The organism is Roseobacter sp. HKCCD7870, assembly GCF_037830315.1.
In the GTDB taxonomy this organism is placed as follows: Bacteria; Pseudomonadota; Alphaproteobacteria; order Rhodobacterales; family Rhodobacteraceae; genus M30B80.
This window is the reverse complement of record NZ_JBBLYO010000001.1, coordinates 686,621-706,224: the sequence shown is the minus strand read 5'-3', so window position 1 is coordinate 706,224 and position 19,604 is coordinate 686,621. Positions and strand designations below refer to the sequence as shown.

At 54.7% G+C, this 19,604-nt stretch carries 15 protein-coding genes; 10 read left to right on the top strand and 5 right to left on the bottom strand.

Annotated elements, in window-relative coordinates:
- Positions 1-815: 815 nt before the first annotated feature.
- Positions 816-2,237: a mannose-1-phosphate guanylyltransferase/mannose-6-phosphate isomerase gene (locus AAC637_RS03600; RefSeq protein WP_340302346.1), complete on the top strand. Its 1,422-nt coding sequence runs from the start codon at positions 816-818 to the stop codon at positions 2,235-2,237.
- Here the strand turns inward: AAC637_RS03600 and AAC637_RS03595 are convergent.
- The 3 genes from AAC637_RS03595 to AAC637_RS03585 all read right to left on the bottom strand — a co-directional run bounded on the left by AAC637_RS03595 (position 2,222) and on the right by AAC637_RS03585 (position 5,781).
- On the bottom strand, positions 2,222-4,099 hold the full coding sequence (locus AAC637_RS03595; RefSeq protein ID WP_340302345.1) for a polysaccharide biosynthesis protein: 1,878 nt from the start codon (positions 4,097-4,099) through the stop codon (positions 2,222-2,224). The genes AAC637_RS03600 and AAC637_RS03595 overlap by 16 nt on opposite strands.
- A gap of 72 nt (positions 4,100-4,171) precedes the next feature.
- Positions 4,172-4,876: a hypothetical protein gene (locus AAC637_RS03590; RefSeq protein WP_340302344.1), complete on the bottom strand. Its 705-nt coding sequence runs from the start codon at positions 4,874-4,876 to the stop codon at positions 4,172-4,174.
- A gap of 5 nt (positions 4,877-4,881) precedes the next feature.
- Positions 4,882-5,781, bottom strand: coding sequence for an alpha-1,2-fucosyltransferase (locus AAC637_RS03585; RefSeq protein WP_340302343.1), 900 nt, complete (start codon positions 5,779-5,781; stop codon positions 4,882-4,884).
- A 139-nt stretch (positions 5,782-5,920) separates the two neighbouring features.
- Here AAC637_RS03585 and AAC637_RS03580 point away from each other — a divergent pair, with 139 nt between their 5' ends.
- The 4 genes from AAC637_RS03580 (at position 5,921) to AAC637_RS03565 (ending at position 11,334) form a co-directional block, all read left to right on the top strand.
- Positions 5,921-7,060: a glycosyltransferase gene (locus AAC637_RS03580; RefSeq protein WP_340302342.1), complete on the top strand. Its 1,140-nt coding sequence runs from the start codon at positions 5,921-5,923 to the stop codon at positions 7,058-7,060.
- Complete coding sequence (locus AAC637_RS03575) at positions 7,053-8,318, top strand: O-antigen ligase family protein (RefSeq protein WP_340302341.1); 1,266 nt, start codon at positions 7,053-7,055, stop codon at positions 8,316-8,318. Before AAC637_RS03580 ends, AAC637_RS03575 begins: the two co-directional genes overlap by 8 nt.
- A gap of 79 nt (positions 8,319-8,397) precedes the next feature.
- The gene (locus tag AAC637_RS03570; protein ID WP_340302340.1) at positions 8,398-10,818 is read left to right on the top strand and encodes an LPS-assembly protein LptD; all 2,421 of its coding nucleotides are present in this window, start codon (positions 8,398-8,400) and stop codon (positions 10,816-10,818) included.
- A 6-nt stretch (positions 10,819-10,824) separates the two neighbouring features.
- Positions 10,825-11,334 carry a transcriptional activator RfaH gene (locus tag AAC637_RS03565; protein ID WP_340302339.1) on the top strand — a complete coding sequence of 170 codons (510 nt, stop codon included), beginning with the start codon at positions 10,825-10,827 and terminating at the stop codon, positions 11,332-11,334.
- 37 nt (positions 11,335-11,371) lie between these two features.
- Here the strand turns inward: AAC637_RS03565 and AAC637_RS03560 are convergent, their stop codons facing one another.
- Both AAC637_RS03560 and AAC637_RS03555 read right to left on the bottom strand, forming a co-directional pair.
- Entirely contained in the window at positions 11,372-13,714 is a 2,343-nt protein-coding gene (locus AAC637_RS03560; RefSeq protein WP_340302338.1) for a TRAP transporter permease, read from the bottom strand.
- A gap of 86 nt (positions 13,715-13,800) precedes the next feature.
- Entirely contained in the window at positions 13,801-14,793 is a 993-nt protein-coding gene (locus tag AAC637_RS03555; protein ID WP_340302337.1) for a TAXI family TRAP transporter solute-binding subunit, read from the bottom strand.
- A 341-nt stretch (positions 14,794-15,134) separates the two neighbouring features.
- Between AAC637_RS03555 and AAC637_RS03550 the strand changes: the two genes are divergently transcribed.
- The 5 genes from AAC637_RS03550 (at position 15,135) to AAC637_RS03530 (ending at position 19,521) form a co-directional block, all read left to right on the top strand.
- On the top strand, positions 15,135-15,812 hold the full coding sequence (locus tag AAC637_RS03550) for a Crp/Fnr family transcriptional regulator (protein ID WP_340302336.1): 678 nt from the start codon (positions 15,135-15,137) through the stop codon (positions 15,810-15,812).
- Positions 15,813-15,990: 178 nt separating this feature from the next.
- Positions 15,991-16,422, top strand: a complete 432-nt coding sequence (locus AAC637_RS03545) for a YeeE/YedE family protein (protein WP_317654323.1) — start codon at positions 15,991-15,993, stop codon at positions 16,420-16,422.
- 4 nt (positions 16,423-16,426) lie between these two features.
- Entirely contained in the window at positions 16,427-16,879 is a 453-nt protein-coding gene (locus AAC637_RS03540) for a YeeE/YedE family protein (RefSeq protein WP_340302335.1), read from the top strand.
- Positions 16,880-16,909: 30 nt separating this feature from the next.
- Positions 16,910-17,794 (top strand): MBL fold metallo-hydrolase, encoded by an 885-nt coding sequence (locus AAC637_RS03535; protein WP_340302334.1) that lies wholly within the window; start codon positions 16,910-16,912, stop codon positions 17,792-17,794.
- Positions 17,795-17,847: 53 nt separating this feature from the next.
- Entirely contained in the window at positions 17,848-19,521 is a 1,674-nt protein-coding gene (locus AAC637_RS03530) for a TIGR01244 family sulfur transferase (RefSeq protein ID WP_340302333.1), read from the top strand.
- Positions 19,522-19,604 lie beyond the last annotated feature (83 nt).

The following is a 19,604-nucleotide window of genomic DNA, read 5'->3' as shown; positions in this document are numbered from 1 at the left end:
GTTTTATCTTACCGATTTTTTAAATTCGAAAAGTATCCTTTTCAAGCTTCGACAATGTAACACAATATAAAATTTGGCTCAAATGTTCTATTCAAGACTTTCCGTAAAAAATGAACTTTATTGATCGGCTGTTCAGCTTTGTGATTCCATTTTTTGTTTCTGTAGTTTGAAGGACGGGTCAGGAATGTGCCGATATTTTCTTAAGTGATGCGTTCAACTCGTGGTCAAATATTAGCCATGTGTAAGAGGAATGTCACAGATTGAAGCTGAGCTTATTCAATGAGCAGCGATCGCCATGCCTTGTGAAGCGTCTGTGGCGAGAGCATTTTGTTGGCGATCGGCCGACACTAGTTCTGTCTTTTATTTTGGCGAGCCTTGAGGGCGCTGTACTGGGACGTTTTGCGTGCGTAAACCGCCCAACCGATGGGCTGTTTTAGGCATAGTGACCTGTTGGGTTCTGATATTTTGTGGTCGTCACATGGCTGTTTGTATGCTTTTGGCACTTGTCAATTTGGGCGAACATCTGATCAAGTCTGTGGCCCTCCTTGAGGTTTCTACAACTATACCATTGCGCCTCGTCAGCCATTTCTTTTGCGCTGGCTGGAGCTGTTTACAGCGATTAATCCAGTTATAGTCGATGTGTGGGGCAGTGCCTTGACTTTTGAGAGGGTTGGAGTGTCTTGTCGGATTAGCAACGTCAAATTGTCGTCTTTGGTCCTTGCCTGACTTCTGTGTTTATTATTCCAGTTTGTCAGTGCGGGCTCTACGACTTTCTTTTGTTCGGAATATGGGTTGATTTTTGTAAAGTGCCAAAGATGACTATTTGTCCAGTAATTCTGTGCGGTGGATCTGGAGCTCGGCTCTGGCCGGTAAGCCGTGCGGCCTTTCCTAAACAATTCGTGGCGTTGCACGGTCAGGGCAGCTTGTTTCAACAGGCGGCACAGCGTTTGTCAGGGCAGGGGTTTGCGGGGCCTGTGGTAATTACCTCTGACTCGTTTCGGTTCATGGCGGCCGAGCAGATGCAGGGCATCGGCATTACCCCTCAGGCCCTGATCCTTGAGCCTGAGGGGCGCAACACCGCGCCCGCGATTTTGGTGGCAAGCCTTTGGGCCGCCGCGCGCGATCCGCAGGCCCTTCTCTTGGTGGCCCCTTCAGATCATGTCATTCCTGATCCTGCTGCCTTTCGCGTTGCCGTCTTGGCTGCGCAAACGGCGGCAGAGGCAGGGCAGATCGTCACCTTTGGCATTCGCCCCGACCGCCCCGAGACAGGCTATGGCTATCTGGAATTGGGCGAAGGGGCAGGGGGCGCGTGCCTGCCCCTCAGCCGCTTTGTAGAAAAGCCTGACCTTGCTACTGCCGAAGGCATGTTGGCCTCGTGCAATTACCTGTGGAATGCGGGTATCTTCCTGTTCCGCGCGGATGTCATGATCGCCGCATTCGAGGCGCATGCGCCGGAAATGCTGACCCCCGCCCGCGCGGCCCTTGGGGGGGCGAAAGCTGACCTTGATTTCCTCAGGCTTGATCCTGCCGCATGGCGTGATCTTCCAGATATCTCTATCGATTATTCGATAATGGAGCGGGCGGGTAACCTGTCGGTCATGCCTTATGAGGGGCAGTGGTCAGATCTCGGATCATGGGCCGCCGTGGCAGAACAGTCTGCCACTCAATACGATGCGCAGGGCAATCTGATATCTGAGCACGCCCATGCGATCGATTGCGAAAACACGATGTTGCGCAGTGATGATGGAAAACTGCGCTTGGTGGGCATTGGGCTGCGGGACATGGTCGCGATTGCCACAGGCGATGCGGTACTGCTCGCCCCCAAAGATCAAAGCCAGCGGGTGCGCGAAGCGGTCGATCTGCTAAAGCAGCACGGCGCGAAAGAGGCCACCGAATTCCCGCGCGACTTCCGCCCTTGGGGGTGGTTCGAAAGCCTTGCTTTGGGCGCGCGGTTTCAGGTCAAACGCATTGTGGTGAAACCGGGCGGCGTGTTGTCGCTGCAATCCCACCAACATCGGGCGGAACATTGGATCGTGGTTGAGGGCACCGCCAAAATCACCATTGGTGACGAGGTCAAAATGGTGTCCGAGAACCAATCGGTTTACGTGCCCTTAGGCGCAATCCACCGCATGGAGAACCCTGGAAAAATTCCGATGGTGCTTGTTGAGGTGCAAACAGGCAGCTATCTGGGAGAGGATGACATCATTCGCCACGAAGATATTTATTCGCGCGGATAGGCATAGGCGATCGGCATATCCCGCAATAGGGCCAAGGCCTGCGCGGCATCTTCGGCCTGCAGCGCGGCCTCTAGGGCTGCAAGCGCGCGCAGGGTGTCGCTTGGGTCTGCGGCATTTTGGGCTGGCTCCAACATGATCCGCGGGTGCGCGGTGGCCGCTGCCCCGTCATCGACCAAAAGCTCTTCATAGAGTTTTTCACCGGGCCGCAGTCCTGTGATCTCAATCGCCAGACCATCGGCAATCGGGGCCTCTTGCCCTGCAATATAGGTTTTGCGCCCTTGCAGGCGGGCCATGGTGCGGGCCAATTCTAGAATTTTGATCGGCTCTCCCATATCCAACAGGTAAATTTCGCCTGCTTTGGCCATCGCATTTGCTTGGATCACCAATTGTGCGGCTTCGGGGATGGTCATGAAATACCGGGTGATTTCTGGATCGGTCAAGGTGATGGGGCCGCCACGGCGGATTTGGTCGGTAAATTTCGGGATTACCGAGCCAGATGACCCTAAGACATTCCCAAAACGCACCGCACAAAAGCGCGTGTCGGGATAGGCCTTGGCGGTGGCTTGCATCACCAATTCCGCCACGCGTTTGGTGGCGCCCATGACATTGGTGGGGCGCACGGCCTTATCCGTGGAAATCAGGGTAAAGTTTTTAATGCCCAAACGCCCTGCGGCTTCAGCCACGTATTTCGTGCCAAAGACATTGTTGCGCAGCCCCTCCAGAATGTTCGCCTCGACAAGAGGGACATGTTTGAACGCCGCCGCATGAAACAGCGTTTCAACAGCATTCTCTGTGATTGCGCGGGAAACCCGCCCCTCATGCGTGACCGAGCCAAGGATTGGGATCAGCTCTGTTGGGTGATCGCGCGGCGCAAGCCATGCCTGCAAATCCTCCAAAATACGATAAAGCGCGAATTCTGAATTTTCGAACAGAACAAGCTTGCTTGGTTTTTGTTCCAAAATCTGGCGGCACAGCTCACTGCCAATCGAGCCACCCGCGCCTGTCACCATAACAGATTTCGCATGGGTGGTTTTCGACATCAGATCAGGCAGCGGTGGGACGGGCTCGCGTCCCAACAATTCCTCAACCGTGATGCGCCGCAATTCTGAAATCCGCACGCGGCCAGAGACCAGATCGGACATATTGGGGATCACCCGCACCTCAAGGCCAAGGTCAGCCAAAACTTGCGCCGCATGCCGCCGCCCTGCGGGGTTGTTGTCTGGGATCGCGATCAGCGCGGTTTTGATCCCTAAATTTTTGATGCGTGCGCGCGCTTGCTCTGGGCGCACAATGCGCACGCCGCCAATCTCGCTGCCCGATAATTTGCCATTATCATCCACGAAAAGGGCAGGTCGGTAATTGCGGCTTTGCTCCAATGCCTGCAAAACCTGACGTCCCGCTTCGCCTGCGCCATAGATGAGAACAGGTTCCCGCGTGGCCGCTTGTGTGCTGAGGTAAATGCCGCGCATCACAAAGCGTGTGCCCCCCACAACAATCAGCAAGAGCGCAAGGTAAATCCCAGGAACGGAACGCGGAACCCGAAGGTTCAGCCCTTGACTGAGCGCGAACATGGCAAGGGCAGAAATCAGAACCCCTATCGCCACAGTGCGCACAGCCCGATCCGCCATATAGCGAATCACCGCGCGATACAGCCCCAGCATCACGAAGGCAAAAATGGTCACTGGGATCACGGGGATCAGAACCAACCAAGGCCGCGCTGTCATGGCCATAACATTGCCATCAAGCCGCAGCGCCATCGCAAGCCAAAAACAAAACACAATGGCCAAGGCGTCAAAAGCAACTTGGATCAGCCGTTTGGTGCCGCGACTTAATCCAAAAAGATGCTGCGCAAAGCCGAACATGTATTTCCCCATTAGCCTCAGATGTTTCGATACCGAGACAGGTCGTGTCTGTCTAGTCTCACGCCATCTGCCTCACAGGTTGTAATCAACAGTCCTGCCCAAAATATCTGAATAAGATTCGGTTTGCCTTGCCACTCTTGGGCTTGCCAATGCAAATATAAATTCCTGCTGCGTCTCTCGCCAAACAACATCAATTGCCGCAACTTTGTCTGGAAGTCCCCTTTCTAACCGCGAGATGCTTTTTGTTGCAGCTCGGTGAAGGGCAGGCAGTACTGGGGATTTGAATAAATAGCACGCCGTTGTGCGCGTGTTAGAAGTGATCAGAAAATCCTCAGTAACAGCGATTCCATTACGCCGATTATAGGCCAGACACAGAACATCCATGCGGCTGTCGCGGTAAAATGTTTCAATCAAATGATCGAGCCGCGCACGATCTGCCAAAAATTCCAGATCATCCTCGCAGATCATGGTGATCCGCCCCTCTGCGGGGGTGGCAGCTTCGATCACATCGCGGTGGGACATCGCACAACCCGTTGCGCCGCGCGCGTGTTTATGTGCCGCAAAGCGGGTTACATTTTGCGCCCCGATCTTGGCAAATTCTGCCTCGATCCGTTTGCGCCGATCCGTGCGGTGATCAAGGTTGATATAGGTGATGTCGCAGCGGTCTAGGCCATGCGCCACATCAAGGCCGCTTGGACTGGTCTGCGCCGCGCGCCGCCACCGCCATTTCAGGCGCATATTTTGCAACCAGCGCTGCAATTCACGTTTGGGGCTCATGGCGACTACATCCTTACCCAATGGGGCTGATAGATATCTTCCATCGGCTCAGGGCTGCCTGCGAACCAAACCTTTGGTGCAATGACGATTTGACCATCATCCGCCGCCCCGTGCGCAAGGGCCAACCATGCCCCCCACCAACTAAAACTGGAATTGGCGATTACATGGTGTTTGCAGCGCGCCATCAACATCATATCGCGATAGCTGACCGCGCCCGTGTTGCCCGTGACATAGGTGATGTCCGCACCTTGGCCGAACTCGGCTTTCGCGGCATCAAGATCATCAGAAAACACGAAAAACTGCGGCGCGTGAAGAGCCGCGCGCATATGCGCCATCGCTGCCCTGTAATAGGGCCAATCACAAATCCCGTGAAAAGCGTTCACATTGGCGTTCTTCACATAATCGCCGCGCCGCACATGAAGGCTGACAGAAGTGCAAGCAGCCATTTTTGCGGCAATCTCGGCATTCTCGTCCGTTAAATCCTCTCGAAACTCAAAGGCGCGGGCAATCGCTTCCTCGGCCCTTTGAAAATATTTGGGCGATTGCCAATAACCCGCGAGATAGGTTTTTCCCGATAATGCGCTAAAACCATCCCAATAATTATGCGAAGGTTGCCGAATTTTTGGCCCTGTTTGCGGGTTGGGCAAGCGCGGGTCTGGGGTCACACTGCCCCGCACACCACGCCGTATTCCAAACCCCAAGACGCGAAACAAATCCAGTTTTGAGGCGGTTTGAAAGTCGCCTGCAAAAATTTGGTCGAACTGATAGCCCTGATGCAGTTTGTATTTGCGCAAACTGGTCAGATCGAGGCGCAACGGTTGGCCCGTCCGAGCCGCAAGCGCCGCCCCTGCTGCATATTGGAACATCTGGTTGCCCAAGCCCCCGATAAGGCGCGTGATGATCATGCCCCGCCCTCATGGTTCAAATAGTCGCTTTGCTGTTGCAATGATGCGCCCCGTCGATCAAAACCCGTGACAGGTGATAGACAGCGGCGGCCAAAAAGGTCAAGCATAGAGCGGGATTGAAAGGGACTGTGTGCAGAAGATGAGCCGTTTACGCCTCCTTATGGTCGCTGATAAATTGGCAGGCGGTGGGGCCGAGCGTGTGATCCTTGATCTCGTCAATGCAAGTCTGTCGCGTGACGATGTGGACATTGTTTTGGCGGTGTCCCAAAAGGCGGGGCCTCTGAAAGACGCCTTTCCCAAATCCATGAAAATCTATGAATACGGTGCCTTTCGTGCGGCGCATAACGCATTCTCCAATGCGCGTGCTTTGCGCAAAATCTGCATCGCAGAACGGATTGACGCCATAGTCTCGCACATGACCACTGTGAATAAGGCGATGCTGCGTGCCAAACTGATCGCACCCGCTTTGCCGCCCGTGTTTATCGTTGAGCATACGGAGATTGCGCGTCAGCTCTTTGATATTCCGTCTGCATGGAAGCGGCGCACACGGCCCATCGAATTCCGCCTCCTCTATCCGCGCGCGGCGGGGATCATGACCGTGTCACAGGGGATTGGGGAAGAATTACAACGGTTTTGCGGTATCAACCCGCGCCTTTTCACGACAATTCTAAACCCTGTTGATCGCAAGCGCGGACAGAAGGCGGCGGTGGCCCCAGCTCAAGCAGGCCCGAAGGGCCGTGTTGTGATCTCAGTGGGGCGGCTTGATGGGGTCAAAAATTTCAATGCATTGTTGCGCGCGTTCGCCCAAACCGTGGCGGCCCGTGGGCATCGGGATGACCGACTTGTCATTTTGGGTGAAGGATATCAGCGCGAAAGGCTTGTGGCGCAGGCGCAAGAGCTTGGCATTGCGGGGCAATTCCACCTCCCCGGCTTCAGCGATGATATTTTTGCGCATCTGGCCGCAGCAGATTTATTCGTGTCGACCTCGTTATACGAAGGTCTTGGCAATGCCACGCTAGAGGCCATCGCAGCAGGTGTTCCTTGCATTTCGACAGTTACAGCAGGCTCACAAGAACTGGCGCAGCATATCACCGCGTTGCAACTTGTTGCGCAGGGAGATGATGCGGGCCTTGCCGAAGCGATAACCACCCAACTGGCTGAAGATCGACTGAAGGTCAGCGCGGCGGATCAAGCCTTTATCGACAGTCTTACCCCCGACAGGGTTTTGGTGCGCTATCTTGAATTCATTGAAGCGAAAAGGAAGGGCAGGGATGATTGATCGCTCAGCCTCAGGGCAAAAACAGGCGCGCGCGGCCTCTATGGTGGAGGTGGCGCTCTTGGCATTGGCTTTTTTTGCCTTGCCCTTGTTCGAGGCGCCGAAGAACGCTGCAAGCTTGTTGTTCCTGATTGCTTATGCGGTTCAGTCCCTGCGGCTGCGCCATCTAGGCCAAGCGAGCCTGTTTGAATGGCCGATTATAGGCCTGATCGCGGTGCTGTGGATTGGGTCTACCTTGTCCGAGTTTCGTGACGTTTTACCGCCACAAGAAAGTGCTGCGCGTTGGAGTTTGCTTGGTCTTTTTGTGCTCGCTGCGGGGCGCTTGAATTACAGCTCTCGTGATATGAAAATTTTAATGGCCGCGTTGCTTCTGGGCGGCGCATGGGCAGTGATTGACAGCTTCTACGCGTGGTCGCTGAATGACCGCTCATTCCCTGAATTTCGATCTGTGGGCCATGTGAACCATTCAGGGATGTATTCCCTAATCCCATTGGCTGTGGGGATTGCAACAGTCAAGGGACGGGCGTGGTGGTTGAAACTCATTGGCGCCTGCGCTGTGGCCACCACATTGGCCTATCTGCCCCCCTCGTCCAGTTTGGTGAGCGGGATCGCCATTGTGGCCATCATTGCGGTTGCGGCCGTGATGGCAAGCTATGCGGCCCGCAGGCTGCGGTATCTCATCGTGGCGGGCCTAGCTGTCTTGGCGCTTGGCGTAGGCATCATGACCCTCCCCGTTGCACAGGAGTTCCGCGCCGAGGCGGTTGAGCGCGTGACGGGTGATGATCTGTGGTCAGGCCGCGATAAAATCTTGAATTCTGCCCTCGAGGTCTATGATCGACACCCGCTGTTTGGAACGGGATTTCAAAGTTTTGGCTTAGCCACGGCTGAGGAGATTGTCCGCGCCGAGGTTGAGGGCGATGGTCGCAACTATGACGCGATAAAAGATCGGTATTGGTTTTTTGGGCATGGACATAACCTCTGGACAACCATGCTGATCGAGCGCGGTATCCTCGGTGTGGTGCTTATAACATGGCTGATTATGGCCTATTTTCGGGCCTTTTTGCCTTTGGCTATTCGGCAGGGTGCCGCATCCTCAGATCAAATGGCGGCGCAGGCAGGGGTTCTGATTGCAACAGGTTTTCTTGTGGCGGGCCTAGGCAACACCACCATGATGAATGAACATGGTCAGGCTGGCATGGGGATGATCGCCATTCTTTGGGGATATCTGCGCAGCAGTGATGCGCCACTGCCCAAGCCCTAGAAAAATCCCAATTGATAGGGCCGCCCTCTCTTGGCAGGTCGATGACACTCCTCTAACAGGGTATTGTGGAGGACTTGCTGTGGCGCGTGAACGGGCGAGACATTTTTGGAACACGGTGCGCGATTTCTCGGCGCCGCTTGGGCTTGGGGTAAGTTTGGCTTTATCGGCCACATGGGGCCTTGCCCAAAATGCGGATTTGGCCGCACCACCTGAGCTAAATCTTCCTTCTACGCTGATTGCGGATCAGATTTATTTCGACCAAGAAAGCCAATATTATCGCGCCTCTGGAAATGTGCAGATATTTTACGGCGGTATTGAGCTGCGTGCGCCAAGCCTTGCCTATGATGTGGTCAGTGACCGCGTTTTGGTGGATGGGCCGCTCTACATCATTGACCAAGAAGGCGGGCAGGTTTTTTACGGCGCGTTCGCCGATATGTCGACCGATTTGCAAGATGGTGTGATTGTGGCCGCGCGGCAGTTGGTTGATGAGACCCTGCAAGTCGCAGCGCAAGAAATGATCCGCAGTGAAGGGCGTTATACGGAATTCCCCTATGTGCGCGCCTCAGCCTGCGAGGTGTGTTCGGAAAACGCGACACCGCTATGGGAATTGCGCGCCCGCCGCGCTGTGCATGATCAAGAAACCCGCAGCATCACCTATCGTGATGCCCAATTGCGCGTGGCAGGCACGCCTGTCCTTTATACGCCGTGGTTGCGCACCGCTGATCCCTCAGTGGCGCGGGCAAACGGATTTCTTGCGCCGACCTATTCCGTCAATTCGCGCTTGGGCACGCGCATTGGCTTGCCCTATTTCCGTATGTTGGGGGATAGCGCCGATATTACGATCACGCCGCAGATTTCGGTTGCAGGTGGCGCAACGGCGGGCGGGGGCGTCTTGCGCACCCTAGAGGGGCGATATCGTCAGGCCTTTTCCAATGGGTATTTGGAATTAAACGGGGCGTTCAGCCGCGATGATCTGACCGAGAAATCCTTGCGCGCTTTTCTGTTTTCTAACGGGCGCGCGGAATTTGACAACGGCATTGATCTTGTGTTCCAGACCCAATCGGCCTCAGACCGCAGCTATATCAGCACCTATGACTTCTTTGCGGATAGCCGCACCAGTTTTGGGGATGATCCTGTAGTTTTTGCACAAGATCGTCTGAACAATTTCTTACGCTTCGCACGCAGTTCTTCGGATGAGGTGCTGAGCTTTGATTACACCGCGTTCTCGCCTTTGCGCGATCAGACCTATGATTACAAAGCCTCAAACCGTGTGCTGAATGCACAATGGACATTCCTGCGCGAGACGGGCGATTTTGGTGATGTGACCCTGAACTTTGGGGCACAGGGCGATTATAACGAATTTGGCGATATCAACCCACGCCGCCGCGATATTGATCGGATGATGGCCAATTTGATCTGGGACGGAATGTGGCAGGCGGGGGATATCCTGCGCATTGATGCGGATTTAGGGTTATTTCTGGATCGCTATGGCATCCATGACGATGTAACCCTGCCTGATGAGCAAAACAGCACAAGTGGATTTGCCGCAACGCGGTTGAGTTGGCCCTTTGAATTCCGCGCGTCAAATGGCGCACAGCAAACCATGACACCGTCCATTGGCTTTTTGCGGTTTGAGGCGGGGCAGATGACGATGCCCTCGATTGACGGGTCAATCGATATGATTGATCCCTTTGATTACGCTCAACTTGGGCAGTATCGCCGCGTCAATCGTGATCAAGTCAACCAATATGATGTCACGGTTGCGGATGTGGATGTGACCTATCGCTATGCTTTGCCTTCGGGCTATTACTTTGGTGGTTCGGTTGAACGGGATCATATCATCTCAAGCAGCAACACTGGCCTGCGCTCGGGCGCCCTCTATACGCTACGGTTGGGGCGCAGTATGGGGCCGTTCCAATTCTCGGCCACAAGCCGCTACAACCCTGATTTCGAGCGCGTCTCGGATGTTTTGACCTTCAGCCAATCCTTGGACAATGTCACGCTTGATGCCACCTATACCAAACTTGAGCGTGACGAGGCCATTGGTAACCCCGATCCCGTGCGGCGCTGGAGTTTGGGTTTGACGGCAGATTTGACCGAATTCATTGAGGCCCGCCTTGGCGTGACCGATGATGAATATAAATCTGATGCGTCCTTCATTACGGGGCGGCTGTCTTATGACAATCTAGTTGATTGGCGATCCTCGGTGGGGTGGACCTATGACAGTGACGATAATGAATTCGACACGATCAATTTTGAACTGGGCCATACCCTTGATTGGGGTGGACAGGTCTATGCCCTCTATGGTCTTGAGACGGATACAGTGCGCCGTTATGGCCTTGGTGTGCAATTCGACAATGAGTGTCTGCGCGCACGCGCACAGGTCTCGCGCGTGGACAATCGCGTGACGGGCCTGACACCGATCACACAATTCTCACTGGATTTCGAATTGGGCAGTTTCGGTCGGGGTGCAGGGGCTCAATCGCGTAGATGTATGTGAGGGCGCATGACGGCATGGCCTGACAGACACTGGTATTTGGTGCAATTTAAACCCAATTCGTACAGCATTGCCTTGCGCAATTTGAACCGCCAAGGGTTTGAAACTTTCCTACCAATGCTGACTGTCACATCCCGTGTTGGGGCGCGGTTTATCTCCAAGTCCCGCCCGCTTTTCCCAGGCTATCTCTTTGTGGCGCTAGATGCTGGGCAGGGGGCGTGGCGCAAGATCAACTCGACCTATGGCGTGGCGCGCATTGTTTCTTTTGCGGGGCAGCCAAGCCCTGTGCCCAATGATTTGGTGGCGGGATTGCAGGCGCGGTGCGATGAGGCGGGGGGTTTGACATTAGCCAGTGATCTGGCCCCGCAAGATCAGGTGACCTTGCAAAAAGGCCCGTTCTCGCAATTTGTTGCGACAGTCGAAAGCTTGGATGAAGATCAGCGGGTTTGGGTTTTGATTGACCTGATGGGGCAAAAGACCCGGATCAATGTCGCGCGAGAGTATCTAACAAAATCCTAAATGAAAAGCGGCCCCGCGAGGGGGCCGCTTTGTCGGATCAATCTAGGCCTTTGACATCGATCTGTGCATCCGCCTTCGGGTGGAACAGTTTTTGGATCAGATAGACCCCAACTGCGCCACCAAGGCCGATCAGATCGGTCAGCAGCCCGCCTTCAATCATGAACAGCGCGGCCGCAATAAGGATGGCGCGTAAGAACCACGGGTTGCGCGCACCCATGAACCACCCTTGCACCCCTGAGGACAACAGGAATACGCCGAAAATGGCGGTTGCCCCTGCGCGCAGGATTTCAAGCGTGGTGCCATCCATCAGCAAGGCCGAATTGTAGAAGAACATGAAAGGCACGATGAAGGCGGCGATCCCGATTTTGAACGAGGCCACTGATGTCTCCATCGCATTCGCCCCCGATATCCCCGCCGCCGCATAAGAGGCCAGCGCCACAGGCGGTGTAATGGCCGAGACGACCGCGAAATAGAACACGAAGAAATGCGCGGTCAGCTGTGGAATGCCAAGCTCAACCAAGCCCGGTGCCACCACCGAGGCCGCAACCGCATAGGCGGCTGTGGTGGGCATGCCCATCCCCAGAAGGATCGCGATACACATCGCAAAGAACAGTGCCAGAACTTGGCTCACACCCGCCAAATCCAACAGGAGGGACGAGAAGCGCGCACCAACACCTGTTAGGCTGATCACACCCACGATAACACCCGCACAGGCACAAACCGCGATTATCTGAATGGCCATGATGCCAGCCAATTCAAATGCCTTGAGAATCTCCCGTGGCCCCATACCCGCGACCGAGGCGGCGGGTAGGCTTTGTGGGAAGAAGCGCACCATCAACACGGGCATCCATGAAATGACGGCGGCACTGAGCGTGGCCAAGGTGCCCGCACGGATGACGGAATAGCCTTGGAACAGGGCATAGATCAGGATCAGGATGGGCAAGAACAGATAGAGCTGCTTCAAAAGCAGTTTCAATTTTGGCAGTTCATCCTCACGCATGCCGCGCATACCCAATTTAGCGGCCTCAAGATCGACCATGAAATAGACCGAGACGAAGTAGAGGATCGCGGGAATGATCGCGGCGATTGCGATATCCTGATAGGGGATGCCTGTGATCTCGGCCATGATGAATGCGCCTGCGCCCATGATAGGGGGCATGATCTGACCGCCTGTTGAGGCGGCCGCTTCGACCGCGCCTGCGGTTTTCTTGTGATAGCCCACCTTTTTCATCAAGGGGATGGTCAGCGATCCTGTCGCCACAACGTTCCCTGCGGAGGTGCCGTTGATCATACCCATCAGGCCGCTTGCGAAAATGGCCACTTTGGCGGGGCCACCACGTGCGCGCCCTGCTGCGGCAAAGGCGAAATTCACGAAATAATCACCCACTTTCGAGGCCTGAAGGAAAGCCGCAAAGATGATGAAGAGGATGATATAGGTTGAGGACACCGCCGTTGTTGGCCCAAGGATGCCTGCATCCGAATAGAGATGGCCGAAGAAGCGTTGCCACGTATAGGGGTTGCGCACGGCCAAGATGCCGGGCAGCAAATGCGCGGTGAAGGTGTAAACAAGAAACACGCCTGTGATGATCACCAAGGCCAGACCGGCCACGCGGCGTGTCAATTCCATGATCATCGCTGTGCCTGCTGTCGCGGCAAAGGCCACACCGATTGGCACAAAGGGCGTGCCGACAGAATTGCGGGCCGCGGTTGAGAAAATCGGCACAAGATAGGCCGCGACCACAATTGCGCAAAGCGCAAGCACCAAGTCGCTGGTCGCAAAGCTATCGCGTGGCTTGCGTTCAAACCACCCCAAGAGGATGGCGCCAAAGGTCGCCACCAAGAGGGGCACACCAAAATTCCAAATCTCGGTTTCATAAATCTCGGTTCCGGGGAAGGCGGCCCATGACACAAGCCCACCCATTTCTGGCAATGTGCCAGAGGAGATCAATCGCCCAAAGGACAACGCAGACCACAATGCCAGCGCCGCGGGTATGAACAAGGCATAACCCGCTTTTGACAGAAGCGCTGTATCTCTTGGAGCTTCTACTTCATCGACCCAAGTGTAAGCGGCATAGACGACAAATCCTAAGACAAGCGCACCTGCAATGTGAACAATTCGAAAATTCCACGTTTCAAGTGGGAATTGCGGCAAGAGCGGAAGGTCTACGCCCGTCCAAGCCGAGATAGAAAGCCCGTTCAAAGCGGCCATGTGAAACCCTGCATAGAGCGTTGCAAGGACAGCCACGGCAATCATACGAGGGCCTGTAAACAGGCGGCGGTTATTCTCAACAGGTTCCTGATCTACGCCTTCGGCGATGACGGGCCCTGGCTCCGCGATCGCGTCAAGATCGCTGGCTTTGGTCTGTGAGGTGTTGGTCATGATTTTTGCTTCCGCTCTGCCGATAAGGGCAAAAGAAAAGGCGCGCGAAGGGTTTGAGGCCCCCGCGCGCCTGATAGATTACAGCATTAGCCGCCGAAAATCTGATCAGCAGCGATGGTCGCGCCCGCGTTTTCGTTAAACCAACGTGCCGCGCCTGGGTGCCACATCAGAACGCCGTTCTTGTTCCAGTTTTCAGGCAGGGTAGAACGGGCTGCTTTGTGAATATCTACCATGCGCTGATTGTCGGACATTACTACATCCACAACCGCATACACAAAGCTCTCTGGCAGATCACAGTTAGCAATGGAGAAGTTCCACATGGAAACCGAACGCGCAGGTGCTTCGAGCGTGGTATAGGCATCTGCGGAGATGTTGAATTCAGACACAGGGAAGGTTGCCATGATTTGGGCCTGCTCTTCTTCGGTGAATTCGATGATGTTGATGTCTGTCTGCACTTCAAGCTGGCTGACCGCGGGCACAGGAACACCTGCGGCAAAGGCGATCACGTCCAACAGACCATCTTGCAACTGGCCACCGAGATCCGACCAACCGCCGTTACGGCGCTCAAAGTTGACGCCCAGCTCTTCCATCATGCGAGGGAAGTAGGTGTCAGAGGTCGAACCCGCAGGGCCAAAGCCGATGCGCGCGCCATCTGGGATTTCATCAATGCTTGTGATGCCCGAGGAGGACAATGCGGTCACCGAGAATGGTGTTTGATACATTGGGAACATCGCACAGGCATTGGTCATTTGCAGGCCAGGTGCGATTGGGTTGGTGCCTGCCAAGGATTCCGCCGCAGGGCCCATTGTGGTCATGCCGAAGGCTACTTCGCCTGTGTGCACAAGCGCCATGTTCTGCATTGGGCCGCCGGTGACTTCGCCGCCGCCGGTCATGCCCAATTCTTCTGCGACAAGGTTTGCCCAGCCAGCACCGTAGGCAAAGTAGGTGCCGCCTTGCGATGCAGTGCCGACAGTAAAGCTTTCCGGCCATCCAGTGCGATCCATATGGCCATCTGCAAAAGCAGCAGAAGCGCAGATCGCAGTGCTCATAGCAAGTGCAGTCAATTTGGTGAGTTTCATGTCAAAATTTCTCCCTTAACTCATATCTTGCCAGCTGTTGTTCTTTGAAAAGCACAAGCTGGATGCGGATTTTAACGCACCATTAAGCTATTGAGGGCTAATGAGGCGAACCGCTGACTGTTATTGTAGTTTAGTTGCGATTAAAGCAAGGTCGTTGGCGCTAACAATTTGTATTATCGATAATAATTTTTCATTGGATGGAAATCTTTCTGCTTTCTCCATAGTAAGCCGATTTCAGAGCCCTTGACCCGCGTTTTCTAAAAGGCTGAAACGTTGCGTTTCCCCTTTTATGTCTTGGCTTTTCCGCCTATAATCTTGGTCAACACTAAGGACAACTCTCAATGAATGTGATGCCAGCAGGCGCCTCTTGGATTGACCGGTTTACAGGTCTTTCGCGGCTAGAGCCGCGGGTGCGCGATGTGCTGACCGCGCGCGCGACCACGATTTCCATTCGCGAGGGCACGGTCATTTTCGGGCCAGGAAAGCGGCCTGAAAACTTGCTTTTATTGCTTGAGGGCACAGTGCGCGTCCAGCAAACATCGGACACAGGGCGCGAGGTGGTTCTCTATCGGGTCAATGCGGGGGAAAGCTGTGTGATGACCTCGGCCTGTCTTTTGGCCTATGAGGATTACTCGGCCGAAGGTATCGCCGAAACGGCGGTTGAGGCGGTTGCGATCCCGCGCAGCGTTTTTGATGATCTAATCAGCCAATCCGAAAGTTTCCGCACTTTCGTGTTTTCCGCCTATTCGCGGCGCATGACCGATTTGTTCCATGTGATCGAAGAAATTGCATTTCGCCGCGTGGACATCCGCCTTGCACAGCGAATTTTGGATTTGGCCAAGGATGACCTGATCCAAGCCACCCATCAGCAAATGGCAGCCGAACTTGGCACCGCGCGCGAGGTCATTTCCCGTCAACTGGCCGAATTTCAGCGCCGCGGTTGGATCAGCCTGTCACGCGGGCAGATCAAAATTGAGGCGCGTGGCGAGATCGAAAAACTGGCGCGTTCCGAGCATTAAGCGCGGGTTGCTCTCCGAAGCCTCAAAAAATTTTTGGCTTATGTGACTACATCACTGTCAGCGCGGGTGGTATTTTGTAGATAGATTTCCAGCGAACAACGTAACCAGTTTAATCACGCATAAAATAAGGGCGAATCTCTTAGGCCTTGATTTTTGCGCGCAGACATATGGACGTAAGATGGAAACCGAATTTACACCACTTCTTTCCGCCACCGGCGGTATTTTGATCGGCCTCTCGGCCGTTCTCTTGATGCTAACCTTGGGTCGCGTCATGGGGGCCACAGGCATTTTAACGGGCGTTTTGGCACCTGCCAGCCGCAGCGACTTTTCTTGGCGCGCGGCCTTGATGTTGGGCATGATCACCGGCCCTGCGGCACATTTCTTTTTGCGCGGCGAGATGCCCGAAATCAGCGTGCCCGCCTCGATGCCGATGCTCTTGATCGGTGGCTTTATCGTGGGACTTGGCGTCACCTTTGGCTCTGGCTGCACATCGGGCCACGGCGTTTGCGGCATGGCGCGCCTGTCCAAGCGGTCAATCTCCGCAACTTTGACATTCATGGCAACCACCGCGATCACTGTTTTCGTGATCCGCCACGTGATCGGAGGCTGATCTGATGCGCTATATTTCAACATATATCATCGGCCTGATTTTCGGCCTCGGCATCTCTCTGTCAGGCATGTCTAACCCCGCAAAAGTGATCAACTTCTTTGACGTTGCGGGCAGTTGGGATCCAAGCCTTGCCTTTGTGATGGGCGGTGCTTTGCTTGTCACCTTTATCGGGTATCGCTTGGTTCTGCCGCGCCCTTCTGGCCCTATTTTTGAGGGTAAATTTTCCCTACCAACCGCGACCAAATTAGACGCGCGCCTCTTGGGTGGCTCAGCCTTGTTTGGGGTGGGTTGGGGTATTGCAGGCTTTTGCCCTGGTGGGGCCTTGCCCGCAATCGGCACTGGCCGCCTCGATGTTCTGGCCTTTGTCGCCGCAATGCTTGTCGGTATTTTCGTGGCCCGCGCCATCATTGCGGCGCGTCAAAATGCCGAACTGAATTCAAATGTGAAACGCGCCTGACTGAAACGATCGTCTTTAAGGAGCAAGAAAATGACCACCTTCCCCGTAAATATGAATGTTCAGCCCGAGGTTGAGTCGTTCTTTGATCCTGCGACCAATACAATCTCCTATGTGGTCAAAGATCCCAATTCCAATTCCTGCGCGATTGTCGATAGCGTTATGGATATCGACTATGCGGCGGGCAAGATTTCCTATGAAAACGCCGATGCGATTATCTCTTATGTCAAGGAAAAGGGCCTCAAAGTTGAATGGCTGATTGAGACCCATGTTCACGCTGATCACCTGTCGGCAGCACCTTATATCCAAGAAAAACTTGGTGGGAAAATCGGTATTGGTGAAAATATCATCACCGTTCAGGAAACCTTCGGCAAAGTGTTCAACGAAGGCACTGAATTCCAACGCGATGGCAGCCAGTTTGACTCGCTCTTTAAGGATGGTGATGTCTACGAGATCGGGGGGCTACGTGCCTTTGCAATCTACACCCCTGGCCACACGCCCGCTTGCATGACCCATGTGGTTGGGAATGCGGCCTTTGTGGGCGACACGCTGTTCATGCCTGATGGCGGCTCTGCGCGGGCGGATTTCCCAGGCGGGGACGCAGGCAAGCTTTATGACAGCATTCAGAAAGTTTTGGCTCTGCCCGATGAGATGCGTCTCTTTATGTGCCATGATTACGGCCCCAATGGCCGCAATATTGAGTGGGAAACCACAGTGGGTGATGAGAAAAAGCACAACATCCACGTGGGCGAGGGCAAGACACGCGAGGAATTTATCAAGTTCCGCACCGAGCGTGACGCGCAGCTTGATATGCCGAAATTGATTATTCCCTCATTGCAGGTGAATATGCGCGCAGGCGATATCCCGACAGACAAGGATGGCCGTCCGATGCTCAAGGTGCCTTTGAACACACTTTGAGCGTCTCGCTATAACAAGCCAACAGTCTCCGTTTTTTGGAGGAAGGAACGACAATGGAAATCAAGACCATCAATGCCGAGATTTCGGTTGCACCGCAAATCACGCCAGATGAGGTGCAGCAATTGGCAGATCAGGGTTTTCGCGCTTTGATCTGCAACCGCCCTGATGGCGAGGCGGCGGATCAGCCGAATTTTTCGGAAATCGAGGCGGCTGCGAAAAAGGCGGGTCTTGAAATCCGCAATCTGCCGATTGTGTCGGGCAAAGTGTCTGACCAAGATGCAGCAGATTTTGGCGCGGCAATGCAGGAATTGCCGCGTCCCATTTTAGCCTATTGCCGCACGGGCACGCGCTCGGCCACTTTGTGGTCACTATCGCAAGCCAACCGAATGTCCGTTGCCGATATTTTGGCGGCCACCAAGGCGGCGGGCTATGATATGGGGGGCGCTGTGCGCCGCATTGCCAATGGCGGCAAAACCCCTACAGATCGTGCTGATGCAAGCTATGACATCGTCATCGTAGGCGGGGGGGCGGCAGGGCTTGCTGTTGCGGCCTCTCTCAAATCGCGCAAGTCATCGCTTGATATTGCTGTGATTGATCCCGCAGATATCCATTACTATCAACCCGGTTGGACGATGGTGGGCGGGGGCATCTTTGAGGCCTCTGACACGGCCAAAACCATGGGCAGCTTGATCCCAAGCGGGGTCACATGGATCAAATCCGCCGTTGCGGCCTTTGAGCCCAAAGATGATGCCGTGATCCTTGATGGATGTCGGGTGGTTAAATACAAGCGCCTGATCGTGGCGCCTGGTTTGAAACTGGCATGGGATCGGGTTGAGGGGTTGGAAGCCACGCTTGGCAAGAATGGCGTAACCTCAAATTATCGTTATGATTTAGCGCCTTACACATGGAACCTCGTTAAGAACATGAAGGAGGGGCGCGTAGTCTTCACACAGCCTCCCATGCCCATTAAATGCGCAGGCGCGCCACAAAAAGCGATGTATCTCTCTGGGGATCATTGGACGCGCGCGGGCGTGCTCAAGGACATCTCGATTGATTTCATGAATGCAGGTGGTGTTTTGTTCGGGGTCAAGGATTACGTCCCCGCCCTTGAGGGCTATGTGCAAAAATACGGCGTCAATCTGAACTTCTTTCACAATCTCAAGGCGATTGATGGGGATGCGAAAAAAGCGTGGTTCACTGTGGCCAAGCCCGACACCACGCCCACAGAGGTTGAGGTGGAGTTCGACATGATCCATGTCGTGCCGCCGCAGATCGCGCCCGATTTCATTCGCGTCTCGCCTTTGGCTGACGCGGCGGGTTGGGTCGATGTGGATCAAGCCACGTTGCGCCACAAAACCTATGACAATATCTGGTCACTGGGTGATGTGATGAACGCGCCAAATGCAAAAACCGCCGCGGCCGCGCGGATGCAGGCCCCAGTGGTTGCGCAAAACGTGGTCGATGACATCAATGGCCGCAGCGCCACCGCCCAATATAATGGCTATGGCTCCTGCCCGTTGACGGTTGAGCGCGGCAAAATCGTTTTGGCTGAATTTGGGTATGGTGGGGCGCTGCTGCCTTCCTTCCCCAAAGCGGTGATTGACGGCACAAAACCCTCGCGCCTTGCATGGTGGCTGAAGGAAAGCTTCCTGCCGCCATTCTATTGGAAAGGTATGCTCAAGGGCCGCGAATGGATGGTGAAACCTGAAAAGATCAGCGCAAGCTGAGTATGAGATTGGTCAGGGCCGCGTCTGGCCCTGACCGCTAAACTGCCACGACACCTAGCGTGCCGCGTGCCAAAACCCTACCG